The following is a 16,727-nucleotide window of genomic DNA, read 5'->3' as shown; positions in this document are numbered from 1 at the left end:
GTCCGCTCCTCAGGGGCCAAGTCTGGTCACATGTCCCGGGCGGCGAGAGGACCGGCGGATGACCAACGGAAGCGGCACACCGGACGCCGAGCGCCGACGACTGGCCGAGGCGGACGCGGGCACGGCCCCCTGGCGACGCTGGGGGCCCTACCTGAGCGAACGCCAGTGGGGCACCGTCCGCGAGGACTACAGCGAGAACGGCGACGCCTGGTCGTACTTCACCCACGACCAGGCCCGCTCCCGCGCCTACCGCTGGGGCGAGGACGGCATCGCCGGAGTCAGCGACGACAAACAGCGGCTGTGCTTCGCGCTCGCCCTGTGGAACGGCCGCGACCCCCTCCTCAAGGAGCGGATGTTCGGCCTGACCAACGCGGAGGGCAACCACGGCGAGGACGTCAAGGAGTACTGGTTCCACCTCGACAACACGCCCACCCACTCGTCGATGAAGTACCTGTACAAGTACCCGCAAGGCGAGTTCCCCTACGGCGACCTCGTCGCCGGCAACCGGGCGCGCGGCCGCGAGGACGCCGAGTACGAACTCCTCGACACCGGCGTCTTCGACGAGAACCGCTACTTCGACGTCTTCGTCGAGTACGCCAAGGCGGGACCGGACGACCTCCTGATCGAGATCACCGCCCACAACAGGGGCCCCGACGAGGCCGTGCTGCACCTCCTGCCGACCCTGTGGTTCCGGCACACCTGGTCCTGGGCGGGCGGCACGGCGGTGCCGGGACTACGCGCCACGGAGGAGGCGATCCGCGCCGACCACGAGGAACTCGGGGCGCGATGGCTGTACCACCAGGACGGCGAGACGCTCTTCACCGACAACGAGACCGACAACGAGCGCGTCTTCGGCAGCCCGAACACCACCCCGTACGTGAAGAACGGCATCGACCGGTACGTCGTCCACGGCGCGACGGACGCCGTCAACCCCGCCCGCACCGGCACCAAGGCCGCCGTCCACCACGTGCTGACCATCCCCGCCGGAGACAGTGCCCGGATCCGCCTGCGCCTGTCGGACACCGAACTCCCGGACCCCTGGAGCGGTTTCGACGACGTCCTCCACCTGCGCCGCACCGAGGCCGACACCTTCTACGCCGGTGTCATCCCGCCCGCCACGGGGGAGGAGGAGCGGCGGCTCGTCCGCCAGGCCCTCGCCGGGATGCTGTGGAGCAAGCAGTACTACTACCTCGATGTCGAGCGCTGGCTCGCCGAGCACGGCGTGGACCCGCTCGCCGCCGACCCGCGGATCCGCAACAGCGCCTGGTACCACATGGTCAACGACGAGATCATGTCGATGCCGGACACCTGGGAGTACCCCTGGTTCGCCGCCTGGGACCTCGCCTTCCACACCCTGGCCCTGTCCATGGTCGACATCGGCTTCGCCAAGTCCCAGCTCGACCTGCTGCTGCGTCGCCTCTACCTCCACCCCAACGGCCAGATCCCCGCGTACGAATGGAACTTCGGGGACGTCAACCCGCCCGTCCACGCCTGGGCGGTCCTGTTCGTCTACGAACTGGAGAAGCACCGCACCGGCCACGGCGACCGCGCCTTCCTGGAGAACGCCTTCCAGAAGCTGACGAAGAACTTCACCTGGTGGCTCAACCGCAAGGACGCCGACGGCAACAACGTCTTCCAGGGCGGCTTCCTCGGCCTCGACAACATCGGCGTCTTCGACCGCAGCGCGCCGCTGCCCACCGGCGGCCGTCTCGACCAGGCCGACGGCACCGCGTGGATGGCCCTGTACTGCCAGAACCTCCTCGACATCGCCGTCGAACTCGCCGTGGACAACCCGGTCTACGTCGAGCAGGCACAGATGCTCTTCGAACACTTCGCGTGGATCGCCGTCGCCCTGAACCGCATCGGCCAGGACAACACCAGCCTGTGGGACGAGGAGGACGGCTTCTTCTACGACGTCCTGCGGCTGCCCGACGGCAGCGCGACCCGCCTGAAGGTGCGGTCCCTGGTCGGCCTGATACCGCTCGCGGCGACCAGCCTCGTCGGCGACCGGGCGAACCGGGCGTTCCCCGAACTGGTCGAGGGAGCACGGGACTTCATCCGACGACACCCGGCCGTCGAGGCCTTCGTCGCCCAGCAGGCAGTCGACCGCCCCGGCACCGACGGCCGCTACCTCTTCGCGCTGTTCGGCGAGGACCGGCTGCGCCGCATCCTGGCCCGCATGCTCGACGAGGACGAGTTCCTCGGCCCGCACGGCATCCGGTCCCTGTCCAGGTACCACGCGAAGCACCCGTACACCTTCGACGTGCACGGGCAGACCTACGGCGTCGGCTATCTGCCCGCCGAGTCCGACTCGGGGATGTTCGGCGGGAACTCCAACTGGCGCGGCCCGGTGTGGTTCCCGATGAACATCCTCCTCATCCGCGCGCTGCTGAACCTCCACGCCCACCACGGCCCCGAATTCACCGTGGAGTGCCCGACCGGCTCCGGACGGCTGCTCAACCTGTACGAAGTCGCCCGCGAGATCTCCGACCGGCTCACCGCCACCTTCCTGCCCGACACCGACGGCCACCGGCCGGTGCACGGCGGCAAGCCGGTGTTCGCCGAGGACCCGCACTGGAAGGACCTGGTCCTCTTCTACGAGTACTTCCACGGAGACAACGGCACAGGCCTCGGCGCCAGTCACCAGACCGGCTGGACCGGCCTGGTGGCGGCCACCGCGACCCTCTTCCACGCCATCAGCGAGGAGGACTGGCAACGGGGCGGACGGGAGTCGCTGTCATGACGGTCGTCTACGAGATCAACACCCTGGTGTGGCTGGGCGAGTTGAGCCGCCGGTACGGGCGGGACGTCACGCTCGGGGAAGTGCCGGACGAGGTCTGGGACTCCCTGGTGCCTCCCGGCGTCGACACGGTGTGGCTGATGGGTGTGTGGGAGCGCAGCCCGGCGGGACTGCGGATCGCGTTGCAGGACGAGGGGCTTAGGGCCTCCTTCAGTGACGCCCTCCCCGATGTCACCGAGGCGGACATCGCCGGATCGCCGTACTGCGTGCGGAACTACGTCGTCGATCCGGTGCTGGGCGGCCCCGAGGGCCTCGCCGCCGCCCGCGCCCAACTGGCCGCCCGCGGAATGGGGTTGCTCCTCGACTACGTCCCCAACCACATCGCCCCCGACCACCCCTGGCTCACCGAACGCCCCGACTGCCTGGTCCGGGGGAGTGCGGAGGATCTCGCCCGGGACCCGGCAGGTTTCATCGAGACCGAGGGCGGGATCTGTGCCCGCGGCCGCGACCCCTACTTCCCGCCCTGGCCGGACGTGGTCCAACTGAACGCCTTCAGCGAGGAGTTGCGGACAGCGACCGTCGAGACCCTGGCGTCCGTCGCCGACCAGGCCGACGGCGTGCGCTGCGACATGGCGATGCTGCTGATGAACGACGTCTTCGCCAGGACCTGGGGCGACCGCGCGGGCCCGGCCCCGGCCGAGGACTTCTGGCCGTACGTCATCCCCCGGGTACGGGAGCACCACTCCCGGTTCCTGTTCGTGGCGGAGGCCTACTGGGACCTCGAAGGGGCCCTCCAGAAGCAGGGCTTCGACCACTGCTACGACAAGCGTCTCTACGACCGCCTCCTGCACCAGGACGCCGACTCCGTCCGCGCCCACCTCGGCGCGGACCTCACCTACCAGCGCGGTCTCGTCCGTTTCCTGGAGAACCACGACGAGCCCCGGATCGCCGCGGTGGTCCCCGGGGGCCGGGAACGGGCGGCCGCCGTGGCCGTTGCCACGCTTCCCGGCGCCACACTCTGGCACGAGGGCCAGTTCGAGGGCCGCACGGTGCGGCCACCGGTGTTCCTGAGCCGCAGACCGCAGGAGACCGTCGACGAACCCCTGCACGCCTTCTACGGCCGCCTGCTGACCGCCGCCGCCGTCGTGCGCCGGGGGGAGTGGCGCCTCGTCACCCCCGAGGGCTGGCCCGACAACGACTCCCACCGCCGTCTCCTCGCCTGGACCTGGACCCGCGCCGACGCCCGCCACCTGGTCGTCGTCAACGACTCCGACGGCCCGGCCCAGGCCCGGCTGCCCCTGCCGTGGGACGACCTGCGCGGACGGGCACACCGCCTGACCGACCTGCTCGACGGGGCCGTGTACGACCGTGACGGAGACGAACTGAACGACTCCGGACTGTTCGTGTCCCTTCCGGCCTGGGGGTGCCACGTCCTCGAGTGGTGAGGCCCCCGGCACCGGCGTACGGTCGTACGGAGACCATGAGCAGCGACCCGCAGGCCAGTTCTGCAGCACGCACCACCCCACCGGACTCCGGCGGCGGTGGCAACGTCATGGCCCTGCTGGTCATCGCGTCCTGCCAGCTGATGGTGGTCCTCGACATCACCATCGTGAACATCGCGCTCCCGGACATCCAGCGCTCCCTGGACTTCTCCACGACGAGCCTGGCCTGGGTGGTCAACGCGTACACCCTCACCTTCGGCGGACTGCTGCTGCTCGGCGGCCGGGCCGGCGACATCCTCGGCAGACGGCGGGTGTTCATCTTCGGCGTGCTGCTGTTCGTGCTCGCCTCCCTGCTCGGCGGACTCGCCCAGAACGAGGTCCAACTCCTGTCCGCACGTGCCCTCCAGGGCGTCGGCGGCGCCATCGCCTCCCCTACCTCGCTCGCGCTGATCAGCACGACTTTCCGTGAAGGCCCCGAGCGCAACCGGGCGTTCGGCGTCTTCGCCGCGGTCTCCGCGGGCGGCGGCGCGATCGGGCTGCTGGCCGGAGGGGTCCTCGTCGAGTGGCTGAACTGGCGGTGGGTGCTCTTCGTCAACGTGCCCATCGGACTGCTCATCGCGCTCGCCACACCCCGCTGGATCCGCGAGTCCGAACGCCACCCCGGCAACTTCGACATCGTCGGCGCGCTGACCGCCACCGCCGGGATGGTGCTGCTGGTGTACGGCTTCATCCGGGCCGCACAGGAAGGCTGGCGGGACACGCTCACCCTGTGCTCGTTCGCCGCGGCGGTCGTCCTGCTCGTGGCGTTCGTGATGATCGAGAAGCGTTCCCGGCAGCCCATCACCCCGCTGCACATGTTCGCCGACCGCAACCGGGCGGGCACCTACGGCATCATGCTGTGCCTCGCGGCGGCCATCTTCGGCATGTTCTTCTTCCTGACGCTGTTCGTGCAGAACGTCCTGAACTTCAGCCCGCTGGCCACGGGGTTCGCGTTCCTGCCGGTCAGCGCGGTCATCGCGGTCGGCGCCGGACTGGCCTCCCGGTTCCTGCCCATCTACGGTCCCAAGCCGTTCATGGTGGGCGGTGCCATCCTGGCCGCGATCGGCCTCGGCTGGCTGACCCTCACCGACGTCCACTCCACCTACGCGGGCAGCGTCCTCGGACCGATGCTCGTCTTCAGCCTCGGCATGGGCATGGAGTTCGTCTCGCTGACCCTGATGGCACTCTCCAACGTCCCCACCGAGGAGACCGGCGCGGCCTCCGGACTCCTCAACGCCACCCAGCAGGTGGGCGGTTCACTCGGGCTGTCCATCCTGGTCACGATGTTCGGCACGGCCAGCACCAACGAGGCGGAGAAGCAGATCCCCCGCTTCCTCTCCCAGGCCACCCCGGCTGAGCAGCGGATCTTCGAACGCACCGGGCAACTGCCGGGCCCGTGGGGCGACGAGGTCCTCACCGCCGGCGCCTCGGCCGCCTTCGTCATGGCCGCGATCTTCACCGTGCTCGCCGCGCTCATCGCGATCGTGGTCATCCAGGTCCGCCCCTCCGACCTGGAACGCCTCAAGGGCGGGCCGCCGCTGCCGCAGGGATGAGCCCCAGCCGCTGTGCGTGCAGCACCGTGCTGACGCGGTCGTGCGTGCCGAGCTTGCGGTAGATGTTCGCGATGTGCTTGTGGACCGTACGCTCCGATATCCCGAGCCTGCGGCCTATCGACAGGGCGGTCAGCGCGTCGCCCAGCAGGACCAGCACGGTCGTCTCCCGGGGCGTGAGCGCCAGGTCCGCGGCCTGCCCGGACGAGGCGTCGAGCCGCCGCAGAAGCTGCCGCTGCTGCTCGACGGCGGCCAGCAGCGGCTGCAACTGCTCGGCCAGCCGCAGCTCGTCGTCGCTGAAGTCCCGGCCCGAGCGGTAGACCAGGCACCCGGTGATCGGGGTGGTCGAGCCGGGCAGGGGGATCCCCAGCACGTGGTCGACGTCCAGGAGACCGTCGAGCAATTGCGCCATCGGGCTCCCCGGCCAGGCACGGCCGGCCACCCGGCCGGCGGTCACCGGGGCCCGGTCCGCCCGGCCCGCGTAGTGCGCGGCCAGGGGGTAGCCCGCGCGCAGCAGACCCGTCTCCTCGTCCCCGAGCACGGTGAACTCGGCGGTGGCGGCGGGGGACACACCGAGGGTGCCCTCGCTCTCGTTCCAGTCGTCCAGCTTGTAGATCAGGGCGTCGCCACCGCACAGGGCCGGCAGGTCCCCCGCGAGAAGTGGCCACAGCTGCGCCGGGTCGCGTTCGTGGAGCGCGGCCACGGCGACCGACAGCACCCGCTCATACGCAGTTGTACCCATACCGGCCCCGTACCTCGCTGACCCACACTTCATCCGGGCAACATCGACGTTGTCGACATAACTCCAGCACATCGGCGCTCCGACGCCGCAGCGGGGGAGACCGGGCACGAGCAGGGATGCCTGAGTCTCTCCTTTTTCGTGCGGGCCGCCGGCACGGGGGACCGGCGGCCCGCACCACTCCTCACGGCCAGGGCGGGTGCCTCAGGGGCAGGTGCGGGTCAGGCGGGGCGGATCGCGCTCCGGATGATCGACTCGCCGGTCGGGTAGATCGACTCCTCGCGGATCGAAGCCCCGGGGCCGGGCGCGTGGATCATCATGCCGTTGCCGGTGCACAGGCCCACGTGGCTGAAGTCGTCGTGGAAGAAGACCAGATCACCGGGTTGCATCGCGTACAGCGGGACCGCCGTGCCGGTGCTCGCCTGGCCGAGGGAGGTACGCGGCAGGGAGACACCGGCGACCTTCCAGGCGGCCTGCGTGAGACCGGCGTTGTCGTACGACCCCGGGCCCGCCGCACCCCAGACGCAGGGCTTGCCGATCTGGGACCGGGCGAAGGCGAGCACCTGGATGACCTTCGAGTCGTAACCGGGGTCCGCGGTGGGCAGCGAGGCGGGGGCGGCGCTCTGCTGCGGGGCCTGCCACTGCGGTTCGGGGCTGCGGGGAGAGGGGATACCGGGGGCCGGGGCGACCGCGGTGAGCGGGCTGCCGAGGTCGGTGGAGTAGCCGGCGAGGGGGGTGGGCTGGGGGGCGTAACCGGGGAGCGGGGCGGCGAACTGGCCCGTGCTGTCGGGCAGCGGGGTGCTGAACTGGCCCGTGTTGCCGGGGAGCGGCGCTGTGAACTGGCCGGTGTCGTTCGGGAGGGCGGTGCTGAATTGGCCGGTGCTGTCGGGCAGCGGGGCGGCGAACTGGCCCGTGCTGCCGGGCAGCGCGGTGCTGAACTGGCCCGTGTTGCCGGGGAGCGGCGCTGTGAACTGGCCGGTGTCGTTCGGAAGGACGGTGCTGAACTGGCCCGTGCTGAACTGGCCCGTGGGCTCCGGGAATCCGGTGACCGGCTGGGCCGGGTACTCGGGCCGGCCCGTGGTGAGCTGCCCGGTGTACTCGGGCAGACCCGTGGTGGCCTGGGCGGCCTGGCTGGCGTACTCCGGTGTTCCGGTGGGGAGTTGCCCGCCGCCCTGCGTCCCGTACCCCGGGAGGGCCGGGCCGGTCTGCGTGCCGTACTCGGCGAAGCCGTTGCCGGTCTGCGTGCTGTACTCCGGGAACCCGCTCTCGAGTTGCGGGGCGCTGATGGCGGGTATCTCACCGGTGCCGGTGAGCGGCTGCGGCGTCGGGTCCGGTGTCCACACGGGGGGCTGTTCCGGCGCGGGCGGAAGGGCGAGCATCGGCTTGGCGGTCAGCTCGGGCGCGGGCCGTTCGGCCGGCTTCGGCGCGCGTGCCGCCGGGGCCTCCGCGGGACGCTGACGACGCGTCTCGGCGGCGGGCGCGGGAAGCCGGTCGCCCGGCAGGGTCGCCTCGACGAACGGACCCAGCTTCGCCCGGCCCACGCCGTACCACTGCTTGGCGAGGGCTTCGAGCGCGGGCTCGCCCCCGGACCTGCGGCTCCCGCCGCTCGTCGAAGGGGTACGGCCACGGGTGCCCGACGCCCTGGTGGCAGCAGCGCGGGTGGCGTTGTAGGTGCCGGAGTCCGTCTCCGCGCGGTCGTAGAGGTTGGTGATCCGCCGGTCCACCTCGTCGCGGCTCGGCGCCTCGTCGGCCGCGGCGTTCCCGGTCTGGGAGAGAAGGGCCGCGGAGGCCATCGCGGCCGTCGCGAGTGCGGAGTTGCGCTTGGCCGGGAGGCTGAACCCTCCATTGCGCGAAGTTCGATCCGGCGCCATGAAAGATGTGCCCCTTCCGTCGTGCTGTTCGACGTAAACCTAACCAACTTGTGAGGCTCACGTGAAGATTGAAGTGTGAAAAGGGCGAGATGTAACTGTGACCTTCGTCGCGTGCGCCCGTTCCCGCAGGTGAGGGGTCAGCGACGGACGCGCTGTCGGCGCCAGGCCTCGTAATGGTCGAGAACCGTCTCCTCCACCGGCCGGTAGACGAGGCCGAGTTCGTTCACACTGCGGCTGTTGTCCACCTCGAAGCGGATGCCGAGATGCTTGCGGATGTAGTCCTGCGTGAGCCCGAAGGCGGGACCCAGGATCCGTACCGGCCAGTGCGGGAGCGCCGTCCGCGGAAGGCGCCGGTCGCGGGGGTACCGGGCGCGGATGACGCGGGACATCTCGTGGAACGACGTCATGGTCCGGGCGGCCAGGATGTAACGGCCCTTGGCGTCGGGCTTCTCGGCGGCCGCGATGTGCGCGTCGGCCACGTCACGGACGTCGACCGTGGTGAAGCTGAAGTCCGGGGCGCCGTAGAAGAAGTAGCCCCTGAACAGTTCCTCCAGGAGGAAGAGGCTGCCCGACTCGGAGGCGGGGGTGAGGGAGGGGCCCAGGATCAGACCGGGGTTCACGGAGACCATCCGCCAGCGGCTCTGCGCGGCCTCCGCGTCCCACGCGGCGCGCTCGGCAACGGTCTTGGCGTAGTGGTACGGGTTGTTCTCCACCGTGCTGCTGGTGTTGAAGTACCGCTCCGACAGGATCCGCCCCTCCATGTCCCGCACGTCGGAGTAGTCGCCGAAGATCGCGCCGACCGTGGAGGTGAACACCAGCCGTTCCACGGACGGCGTCCGTTCGATGCCGGCCAGGACGTTGCGCGTGCCGGTCAGGGCCGGGTCGACCATGTCCTTGCGGCCGTCCTTGATCTTCTCCGGCATGAAGAAGGGCGAGGCGACGTGGAAGACCACCCGGCAGCCGGCCATGGCCGCGTCGAAGGAGCCCTCCTGGAGGAGGTCCGCCTCGAACAGGCCGAGTCCGCCCGGGAATTCGTCCTGCATGTCCCGCAACGGCCCTACCTTCGCCGGGTTCGCGAGGCTGCGGACGGTGGCGTGCACCTCGTAGCCGCGCTCCAGCAGCCGCCGTACCAGATGACTGCCGACGAAACCGCTGCCGCCGGTCACCAGGACCCTGCCCGACTCCGCACCCATGCCGCCGCTCCTCCGCCCGGGGATGACATTGAAGCACCGGGGGATCTTCCGCGGCAGGCGGTCGGCCACACCGCCCGCAGGGCCACGGGTGTCCTCAGCGGTCGCCGTTCAGAACACGTTCCGCGTTCGCCGTCCGGGTGCGGATGGCCTCCTTCGCGTGGGCGAGTTCCGGCCCCTTCGAGGCCATCATCCGCCGCTGGTAGGCGGTGTCCACGGTGAACCAGACGCCGATCACGTTGGTCTGCCGCTTGCACGCCACGTCCGCCTCGGCCAGGGCCGTCTCCTGTCGGGTCGGCGTGGGGCCGGTGAACCGGGGGTCCTTGCCGGGAGCGTCGGTGGGGGCGGCGTAGGAGTAGCCCCGCTTGCGCATACAGGCCGACCATGCGCGGAAGACCGCCCTGACGCGGGGGTCCGCCCGCGACTTCTGGTAGCTGACGATGTTGATCTCGCTGGCCAGCGGGTCGTTGCCGAGCGGCAGGCCGCCGGTCAGCCGGGCGGTCGCCTGTCCCTGGCAGCCTCCCTCCGGTACCGCCAGGCCGTGGTGGCGGCCCGGGGCCGGTGTGCCGTCGGCGGCGCGTCCCGTCAGGACGGCCAGCGCGTCGGCGTCCGGCCGGGCGGCGGAGGACTCCTCGGTGGTCCGCTGCCGGGCGTCAGGAGCGAAGTGGTACCCGAGGCGGGCCGCGAGCGCGGGATCCGTGATGCCGTAGCGGCGGTCCATGTTGGCCGCGTTCTTCATGCCGGGCGGCATGCCCCCGCTGTCGCCTGTGCCCGTGCCCGTGCCAGGGTCGCGGTCGGGCCACGCGAAGCCGAACCGGCGCATGCAGGGGGCCACCAGCTCCTGCCGGGCACGCAGAATGGCGGACATCTGGCGGTCGGTGACCAGATACGGCTCGATCGGCAGCACCAGGGACTTCACCCCGAGGATCACCGGGATGCCTGCCACCGGCGGGATCCCCTCGCCGGCGTCGGTGCCCTGGTGCGTCGTGCCGTGGGCGGACTCGCGGGGCCGTGGGCTCGTGGCCCCGTCCGCACAACTGGTGACGGCGACGAGACCGGTCAGGATGCTGAGGACCGCGGCGGCCCGAACAACCTTGCCGCCGAGGGCCGTTGACGATGGGCGCATGGACGTGTCCCCCTTGGCGGGCAGATGAGAGCGGTGGGTCCGACGGCGAGGGCCGGCCGCGGCGGGCCGGGAGAGGGCTTCCCGGCCCGCCGCGGCGTGCATCGAGGTCAGCCCACCAGCGTCCAGCTCAGGGAGGCATTGTCGTTGCGCACCCCGACCTTCAACTGGCGTGCCTCGCCCGGGGAGAAGGTGTCCACCGCGCCCTGGTAGTTCTCGTTGTACCAAATGTGCGCGGCCCAGCGCTGGTCGTTGTTCCACGCCCGGTTGACGTTGTTCTTCACGCGCTGGCCGTAGCCGTCGACACCGGCGTTGAAGGTGTCCGAGGCGAAGTCCGGAGTGCCGCTGTAGTAGGCCCGCCAGGCGCTGTTGGCCGCGGTGCTGTAGTAGAGGTAGATGTTTCCGTCCCAGGCCGCCCTGGCCGGAGCGGCCTCGGCCGTGGCGGGCGCGGCGGTCTTGCGGAGCTGGTCCGACTTGGCCGGGGCGGCCGTGGCCGTGCCGACGCCGGTCAGCAGGAGCGCGGCGGTGGCCGACCCCGCCACAACGGCTGAAAGAGTGCGGGTCCTCATGGTTCCCTCCCTGGAAGATCCTGTTCAGGAGCCGGCTCGGTGGCCGACCCGGGTTCCGAGCTTTCGGCCCAGGTCGTGGGCATGTCGAGATGTTTCCCGTCGACCACCGGCAACGGGAAACAGGGAAACACCCGCCTCTGATCGCCGCCGGGGCCCCAACTGGCCCGCCTGTAGCGTGGAGTTGGGGCGGCGGTGCGAGACGTGACCGACGGGGGGACACGGGCCGCCGCGGGGGAGGTGGCGTGGTCGAGAACCCGCGCACGACCGGGGACAGGGCGACGGACGGTGCGACCGGAAAAGGGGGTGCCGGTGGTGCGCCGCCGGACTTCCCCTCCGCGCTGAGACGGCTGCGACACGAGAGAGGGCTGTCGCTCACCGCGCTCGCTCAGCGGGTGCACTACAGCAAGGGGTATCTCAGCAAGATCGAGAACGGTTCCAAGCCGGCCACGGCGGACGTCGGGCGCCGTTGTGACGAGGCGCTGCACGCGGGCGGGGCTCTCCTGCGGCTGCTGCCACAGACCCCCGCGGAGAGGTCCGGCCGGTCCGGGGAGCCGGAGCGGGAGTGCCCCTACCGTGGCCTGGCCGCCTTCACCGCCCAGGATGCCCGCTGGTTCTTCGGGCGTGAACGGACGACCGTCGCGCTGGTCGACCGGCTCTTCGAACGCGTGGGCAGCGGACCGCTGTTGTTGGCGGCGCCGTCAGGGGCGGGCAAGTCCTCGCTGCTCAACGCCGGACTCGTGCCCGCCCTGCGCAACGGCGCGCTGCCGATGGCGGGGTCACGGGACTGGCCGGTCGTGGCCCTCACCCCGACGGCCCACCCCCTCGACGAACTCCTGTCCCGCACCTCCGCGACACTGGGCCTGGACCTGGCCGTCACGGCCGCTGAACTCCGCGAGGACCCGTCCCGGCTCTCCACGGCGATAGCGCGGGCACGGCACCGGACCGAGGGCGAGGACCGGGCCCCGGCCGACCGTGAACCGCCGCCCAGCCGACTGGTGTTGTTGGTGGACCAGTTCGAGGAGGTCTTCACGCTCTGCCCCGACGAGGGCGAACGGCGTGCCTTCATACGGGCGTTGTGCGCCCTGTCGACGTCGGTTCAGTCGGTTCAGTCGTTTCAGGGGGACGCCGCCGGGCCCGGCGACGCCCCGTCAGCCGTGGTCCTCGGCATGCGGGCCGACTTCACCGGTCGCTGTCTCGACCATCCCGAACTCGCCGCGGTGTTCGCCGCCGGGCTCTTCGTGCTGCGGCCGATGACCGTACGGGAACTGCGCGAGTCGATCACCCGCCCCGCCCGGCAGGCCGGCCTCGAACTCGCGCCCGGCCTCGTCCCCCTGCTGCTGCGCGACGTGGGACTGCGCTCGGACCCGACCGCCGCACCGCACCCACCGCATGCACCGCACCCGCCGTACCCGTCGAGCGCACGGCACGCACGGCACGCGCCGGAGGAACCGCACGAACCGCCCCCACCGCGCCCGGCGGACGGACCGCCCGACCACGACGAGTCCGCACCCGCCCCGCCCGGCGCCCTCCCCCTGCTCTCCCACGCGCTGATGGCCACCTGGCAGCGCGGGGACGGGCGGACCCTGACCATCACGGACTACGAACGGAGCGGCGGTATCCAGGGGGCCGTCGCGCGGACCGCGGAGACCGGGTTCGCCCGCCTCTACCCCGCCGAACAGACCATGATCCGCCAAGCCCTGGTCCGGCTGGTGCAGCTCGGTGACGGCAGCGAGGAGACGCGCCGCAGACTCGACCGCGCGGTGCTGCTGGACCAGCTTCCCGACCCCGCGGCGGCGGCCGCGGCCCTCGACGCCTTCGTGCGGGCCCGGCTGATCACCGTCGACCGGGACACCGTCGAGATCACCCACGAGGCGCTGCTGCACGTCTGGCCCCGACTGCGCGGCTGGATCCACGCGGACCGGGCCGGACTGCTCATCCGGCAGCAGCTCGCCGACGCGGCGGCCGAATGGGAGCGCGAAGGACGCGACCCCTCCCTGCTCTACCGGGGGCCCCGGCTCGCCACGGTTGCGGAGTGGGCACGGGAGGTCGCGGACCGGGCCGAACTCGGTCCGAGGGAGGCGGAGTTCTACGAGGCGAGCCGGGCCGAGGAACTCCGGAGGCAGCACGCCGACCGGCGCCAGGCGCGTCGGCAGCGCCGCCTGCTGGCCCTGCTCGCGGCCCTGCTGGGCCTGGCCGTGACCGCTGGGGGACTCGCCTACCAGCAGCGGTCCGAGGCACTGCGGCAGAGCCGGGTCACGCTGTCCCAGTCCCTGGCCGTACGGTCCACCGCGATGGCGAGCGCCCAGCCGGAGGCTGCCTTGCTGCTCGCCGCCGAGGCCTACGCCACCGCACCGACCACGGAGGCCCGCGGCGCCCTGCTCAGCACCCAGGCGCAGTACTTCGCCGGCCGGCTGACCGGGCACGCGGGGCCCGTCAACGCCGTCGCCTTCGCTCCCGTTGGCGGTCTGCTCGCGAGCGGCAGCAGCGACGGGACGGTCAGGCTCTGGCGGACCGCCGAACGCCGCCAGACCGCGGTCCTGACCGCGCCCGGCAAGGTGCGCTCGGTGGCCTTCAGCCCCGACGGGCGCATGCTGGCCGCGGCGGTGGTGGGAGCGGCGGGCGGAGCCGTGCGGGTGTGGGACGTTGCCGCGCGCCGGGTCGTCGCCGGCCTCACCACGGACGTTCCGCTGCGGGCCGTCGCCTACGCCCCCGACGGGCGGACCCTGGCCTCGGCGGGCTCCGACGGCACGATCACCCTGTGGCGGGCCGGTGGCTCCCACGACCGGGTCGCCACCTTCAGGGGACACCGGGACGCCGTCAACGCCCTGGCCTACAGCCCCGACGGACGGACCCTCGCCTCGGGCGGTTCCGACCACACCGTACGGCTGTGGGACACCGTCCGGCACCGGCCGCTGGCCGTTCTCGCCGGGCACTCGGCCGAGGTCCTGGGCGTGGCGTTCGCCCCCGACGGTCGCACGCTCGCCTCGGGCGGCGCCGATCGTGTCGTACGGCTGTGGGACCCCGCGCGGCTGCGGAGCACCGCCGCGTTGACCGGCATCAGCGACGACGTGAACGCGGTCGCCTTCACCCCCGACTCGACCACGGTGATCGGCGCGGCCGGGGACGGCGCGGTGCGCCTGTGGGACGTGCGCGGGCACCGGATCACGACCCTCCTGTCGGGGCACACCGACTACGTCCTCGGGGTGGCGGCGGGCCCCGGTGGCACGCTGCTCGCCACGGCCGGGTTCGACGAGTCCGTCGTGCTGTGGGACCTCGGCCGCTCGGCGCTGACGGCCCGCCCGTTCACGGAGGTCTGGCACGCCGCGTTCAGCCCGGACGGGCGGACCCTGGCCGCCGCCGACGCGGATCACACGGTGCGGTTGTGGGACGTGGCCGGGCGTCGGCAGCTCGCGGTGCTGCGGGGGCACACGGGCGCGGTGTTCTCGGTGGCCTTCGCCCCGGACGGACGCACGTTGGCCTCGGCCGGCTCCGGCGGCAGCGTCCGGTTGTGGGACGTGGCCGGGCGTCGGCAGCTCGCGGTGCTGCGGGGGCACACGGGCGCGGTGTTCTCGGTGGCCTTCGCCCCCGACGGACGCACCCTGGCCACAGCCGGCCTCGACGGCACGGTCCGCCTCTGGGACGCGGCCCGGGGCACACCGCTGGCCACCCTGCTCGGACACACCGACTTCGTGAACGCGGTGGCGTTCAGCCCCGACGGCCGCACCCTCGCGAGCGCGAGCGACGACCTGACCGTACGGCTGTGGGACGTGCCCCGCCGGCAGCCGCTCGCCACGCTCGGCGGACACACGGGCGCCGTGCGCGCCGTGGCGTTCGCCCCGGACGGGCGGACGCTGGCCAGCAGCGGCAACGACGGCACCGTGCGGCTGTGGGACCCCGCGGGGAACCGGGCGACGGCCACGCTCACCGGGCACACCGGCTCGGTCCGCGGACTCGCCTTCGCCCCCGACGGGCGGACGCTCGCCAGCAGCGGCAACGACGGCACCGTGCGGCTGTGGGACACGCGGGCGCGAGGACCGGTGGCCACGCTGACCGGTCATACGAACGCGGTGTGGGGCGTGGCCTTCGCCCCCGACGGGCGGACGCTCGCCAGCAGCGGTGTCGACGGCACGGTACGGCTGTGGAACCCCGATGTGGACGACCGGGCCGCCGAGGTGTGCCGGCTGACCCGGGCCCAGGACGGCCCCCGCTGGCAACAACTCGTCACGGACCTGCCCGAGAACCGCTGCCGGAAGGAGAACTGAGCGGGACAGGGGCGCCCGGAGTCACCCGGGCCTGAGGCCGTGCAGGAGCCCCTCGGGCACCATGGGGGCTGTGGTGACGAGGGAGGTTCAGGTGTACGACGACGGTGACGGCCCGGGTGCGGCGGCGGCACGTCTCACCGGCCGGACGGCGACCAGGGAGTCCCCGGTGTCCGGCGCGCTGACCGAAGTCACCCTCGACGACGGCCGGACGGTGATGGTCAAGCGGGGCGAGGCGCCCGGCGAAGTGACGGCCGAGGCGGCGGGTCTGCGCTGGCTGGGAGAGGCGGGGGCCGGGGGCGTGGAGGTACGGGTGCCCGTCGTGCACGGCCATGACGACCGGTGGCTGGTCACGGATCCGGTGCCCAGGGGCCGGCCGGGCAGGGACGCGGCGGCCGGCCTGGGACACGCACTGGCCGCCCTGCACGCCGCCGGTGCCCCCGCCTTCGGCTCGGCGCCGCCCGGCGGCCCGCGGGAGGCGTACATCGGGCGGGCGCCGATGCGGAACGTCGAGGGCGCCGACTGGCCCGCGTGGTACGCCGAGCACCGGGTGCTGCCGTATCTGCGGAGCGCGGTGGACGACGGCACGATCGCCTCGGGGGAGGCCCCGGTGATCGAACAGCTCTGCGAGCGGCTGCCCGACCTCGCGGGCCCCGCCGAGCCGCCCGCCCGGCTCCACGGTGACCTCTGGAACGGCAACGTCCTCTGGGGCGCCGACGGCCACGCCTGGCTGATCGACCCGGCCGCGCACGGCGGCCACCGCGAGACCGACCTCGCGATGCTCCACCTGTTCGGCTGCCCGCACCTGGACGAGGTGCTGCGGGGCTACGAGCGGGCCGCCCCGCTCGCCGACGGCTGGCGGGACCGCGTCGGACTGCACCAGCTCTTCCCGCTGCTGGTGCACGCCGTGCTGTTCGGGCGCGGATACGCGGAGCAGGCGCTCAGCACGGCGAAGGCGGCCCTGGAACGGTGAGACACCGTCCGGGACCGCCTGGGCTCATGACGTCGCGGCGAGGAGAGCGAAGGAACTGGGGCCATTGCAAGGCCGGTTGTCGAGACCGGTGAGAAGGAAGCCCCTTCATGGCCTCACCGCGAGCGTCACGTCGAGGGCGAGGAGAGCGGAAGGACTGAAATCCGAGCCCCATGGGGTCTCATCGCAATTGAGAAGGAAGCCCTTCCATGGCCTCGCCAGGCGTAACGCTAAC

General features: G+C 72.1%; 10 protein-coding genes. 5 read left to right on the top strand and 5 right to left on the bottom strand.

The features are described 5' to 3' along the window. Positions 1–58: 58 nt before the first annotated feature. The 3 genes from H295_RS0120095 (at position 59) to H295_RS0120085 (ending at position 5,774) form a co-directional block, all read left to right on the top strand. On the top strand, positions 59–2,743 hold the full coding sequence (locus H295_RS0120095) for an MGH1-like glycoside hydrolase domain-containing protein (RefSeq protein WP_020137140.1): 2,685 nt from the start codon (positions 59–61) through the stop codon (positions 2,741–2,743). After that, the gene (locus tag H295_RS0120090; RefSeq protein WP_020137139.1) at positions 2,740–4,185 is read left to right on the top strand and encodes an alpha-amylase family glycosyl hydrolase; all 1,446 of its coding nucleotides are present in this window, start codon (positions 2,740–2,742) and stop codon (positions 4,183–4,185) included. Before H295_RS0120095 ends, H295_RS0120090 begins: the two co-directional genes overlap by 4 nt. Positions 4,186–4,292: 107 nt before the next feature. Further along, entirely contained in the window at positions 4,293–5,774 is a 1,482-nt protein-coding gene (locus H295_RS0120085) for an MFS transporter (RefSeq protein WP_028809554.1), read from the top strand. Here the strand turns inward: H295_RS0120085 and H295_RS0120080 are convergent. The 5 genes from H295_RS0120080 to H295_RS0120060 form a co-directional block, all read right to left on the bottom strand. Continuing rightward, positions 5,743–6,513 (bottom strand): response regulator transcription factor, encoded by a 771-nt coding sequence (locus tag H295_RS0120080; RefSeq protein ID WP_028809553.1) that lies wholly within the window; start codon positions 6,511–6,513, stop codon positions 5,743–5,745. The two genes, H295_RS0120085 and H295_RS0120080, sit on opposite strands and share 32 nt — an antisense overlap. Before the next feature lie 218 nt (positions 6,514–6,731). Then, positions 6,732–8,381 (bottom strand): C40 family peptidase, encoded by a 1,650-nt coding sequence (locus H295_RS48590; protein WP_028809552.1) that lies wholly within the window; start codon positions 8,379–8,381, stop codon positions 6,732–6,734. A 137-nt stretch (positions 8,382–8,518) separates the two neighbouring features. Beyond that, complete coding sequence (locus tag H295_RS0120070; protein ID WP_020137136.1) at positions 8,519–9,574, bottom strand: NAD-dependent epimerase/dehydratase family protein; 1,056 nt, start codon at positions 9,572–9,574, stop codon at positions 8,519–8,521. Positions 9,575–9,668: 94 nt separating this feature from the next. Further along, positions 9,669–10,697 carry a hypothetical protein gene (locus H295_RS0120065; protein WP_020137135.1) on the bottom strand — a complete coding sequence of 343 codons (1,029 nt, stop codon included), beginning with the start codon at positions 10,695–10,697 and terminating at the stop codon, positions 9,669–9,671. Positions 10,698–10,804: 107 nt separating this feature from the next. Continuing rightward, complete coding sequence (locus H295_RS0120060) at positions 10,805–11,263, bottom strand: hypothetical protein (protein WP_158691054.1); 459 nt, start codon at positions 11,261–11,263, stop codon at positions 10,805–10,807. Positions 11,264–11,505: 242 nt separating this feature from the next. Between H295_RS0120060 and H295_RS0120055 the strand changes: the two genes are divergently transcribed. Continuing rightward, positions 11,506–15,525 carry a helix-turn-helix domain-containing protein gene (locus H295_RS0120055; RefSeq protein ID WP_020137133.1) on the top strand — a complete coding sequence of 1,340 codons (4,020 nt, stop codon included), beginning with the start codon at positions 11,506–11,508 and terminating at the stop codon, positions 15,523–15,525. A gap of 91 nt (positions 15,526–15,616) precedes the next feature. After that, positions 15,617–16,495 (top strand): fructosamine kinase family protein, encoded by an 879-nt coding sequence (locus H295_RS0120050; protein ID WP_020137132.1) that lies wholly within the window; start codon positions 15,617–15,619, stop codon positions 16,493–16,495. The last annotated feature ends 232 nt before the right edge of the window (positions 16,496–16,727 follow it).

Source organism: Streptomyces sp. 351MFTsu5.1 (assembly GCF_000383655.1).
GTDB classification, from domain to species: domain Bacteria; phylum Actinomycetota; class Actinomycetes; order Streptomycetales; family Streptomycetaceae; genus Streptomyces; species Streptomyces griseorubiginosus.
Note: the sequence above shows the minus strand (reverse complement) of the source record. Positions and strands in the feature narration are given on the sequence as shown.

What these genes read in the sequence shown, in the direction of transcription:
- H295_RS0120095 (WP_020137140.1), top strand. Translation starts at nt 59, where the DNA reads ATGACCAACGGAAGCGGCACACCGGACGCCGAGCGCCGACGACTGGCC.
- H295_RS0120090 (WP_020137139.1), top strand. Translation starts at nt 2,740, where the DNA reads ATGACGGTCGTCTACGAGATCAACACCCTGGTGTGGCTGGGCGAGTTG.
- H295_RS0120085 (WP_028809554.1), top strand. Translation starts at nt 4,293, where the DNA reads ATGGCCCTGCTGGTCATCGCGTCCTGCCAGCTGATGGTGGTCCTCGAC.
- H295_RS0120080 (WP_028809553.1), bottom strand. Translation starts at nt 6,513, where the DNA reads ATGGGTACAACTGCGTATGAGCGGGTGCTGTCGGTCGCCGTGGCCGCG.
- H295_RS48590 (WP_028809552.1), bottom strand. Translation starts at nt 8,381, where the DNA reads ATGGCGCCGGATCGAACTTCGCGCAATGGAGGGTTCAGCCTCCCGGCC.
- H295_RS0120070 (WP_020137136.1), bottom strand. Translation starts at nt 9,574, where the DNA reads ATGGGTGCGGAGTCGGGCAGGGTCCTGGTGACCGGCGGCAGCGGTTTC.
- H295_RS0120065 (WP_020137135.1), bottom strand. Translation starts at nt 10,697, where the DNA reads ATGCGCCCATCGTCAACGGCCCTCGGCGGCAAGGTTGTTCGGGCCGCC.
- H295_RS0120060 (WP_158691054.1), bottom strand. Translation starts at nt 11,263, where the DNA reads ATGAGGACCCGCACTCTTTCAGCCGTTGTGGCGGGGTCGGCCACCGCC.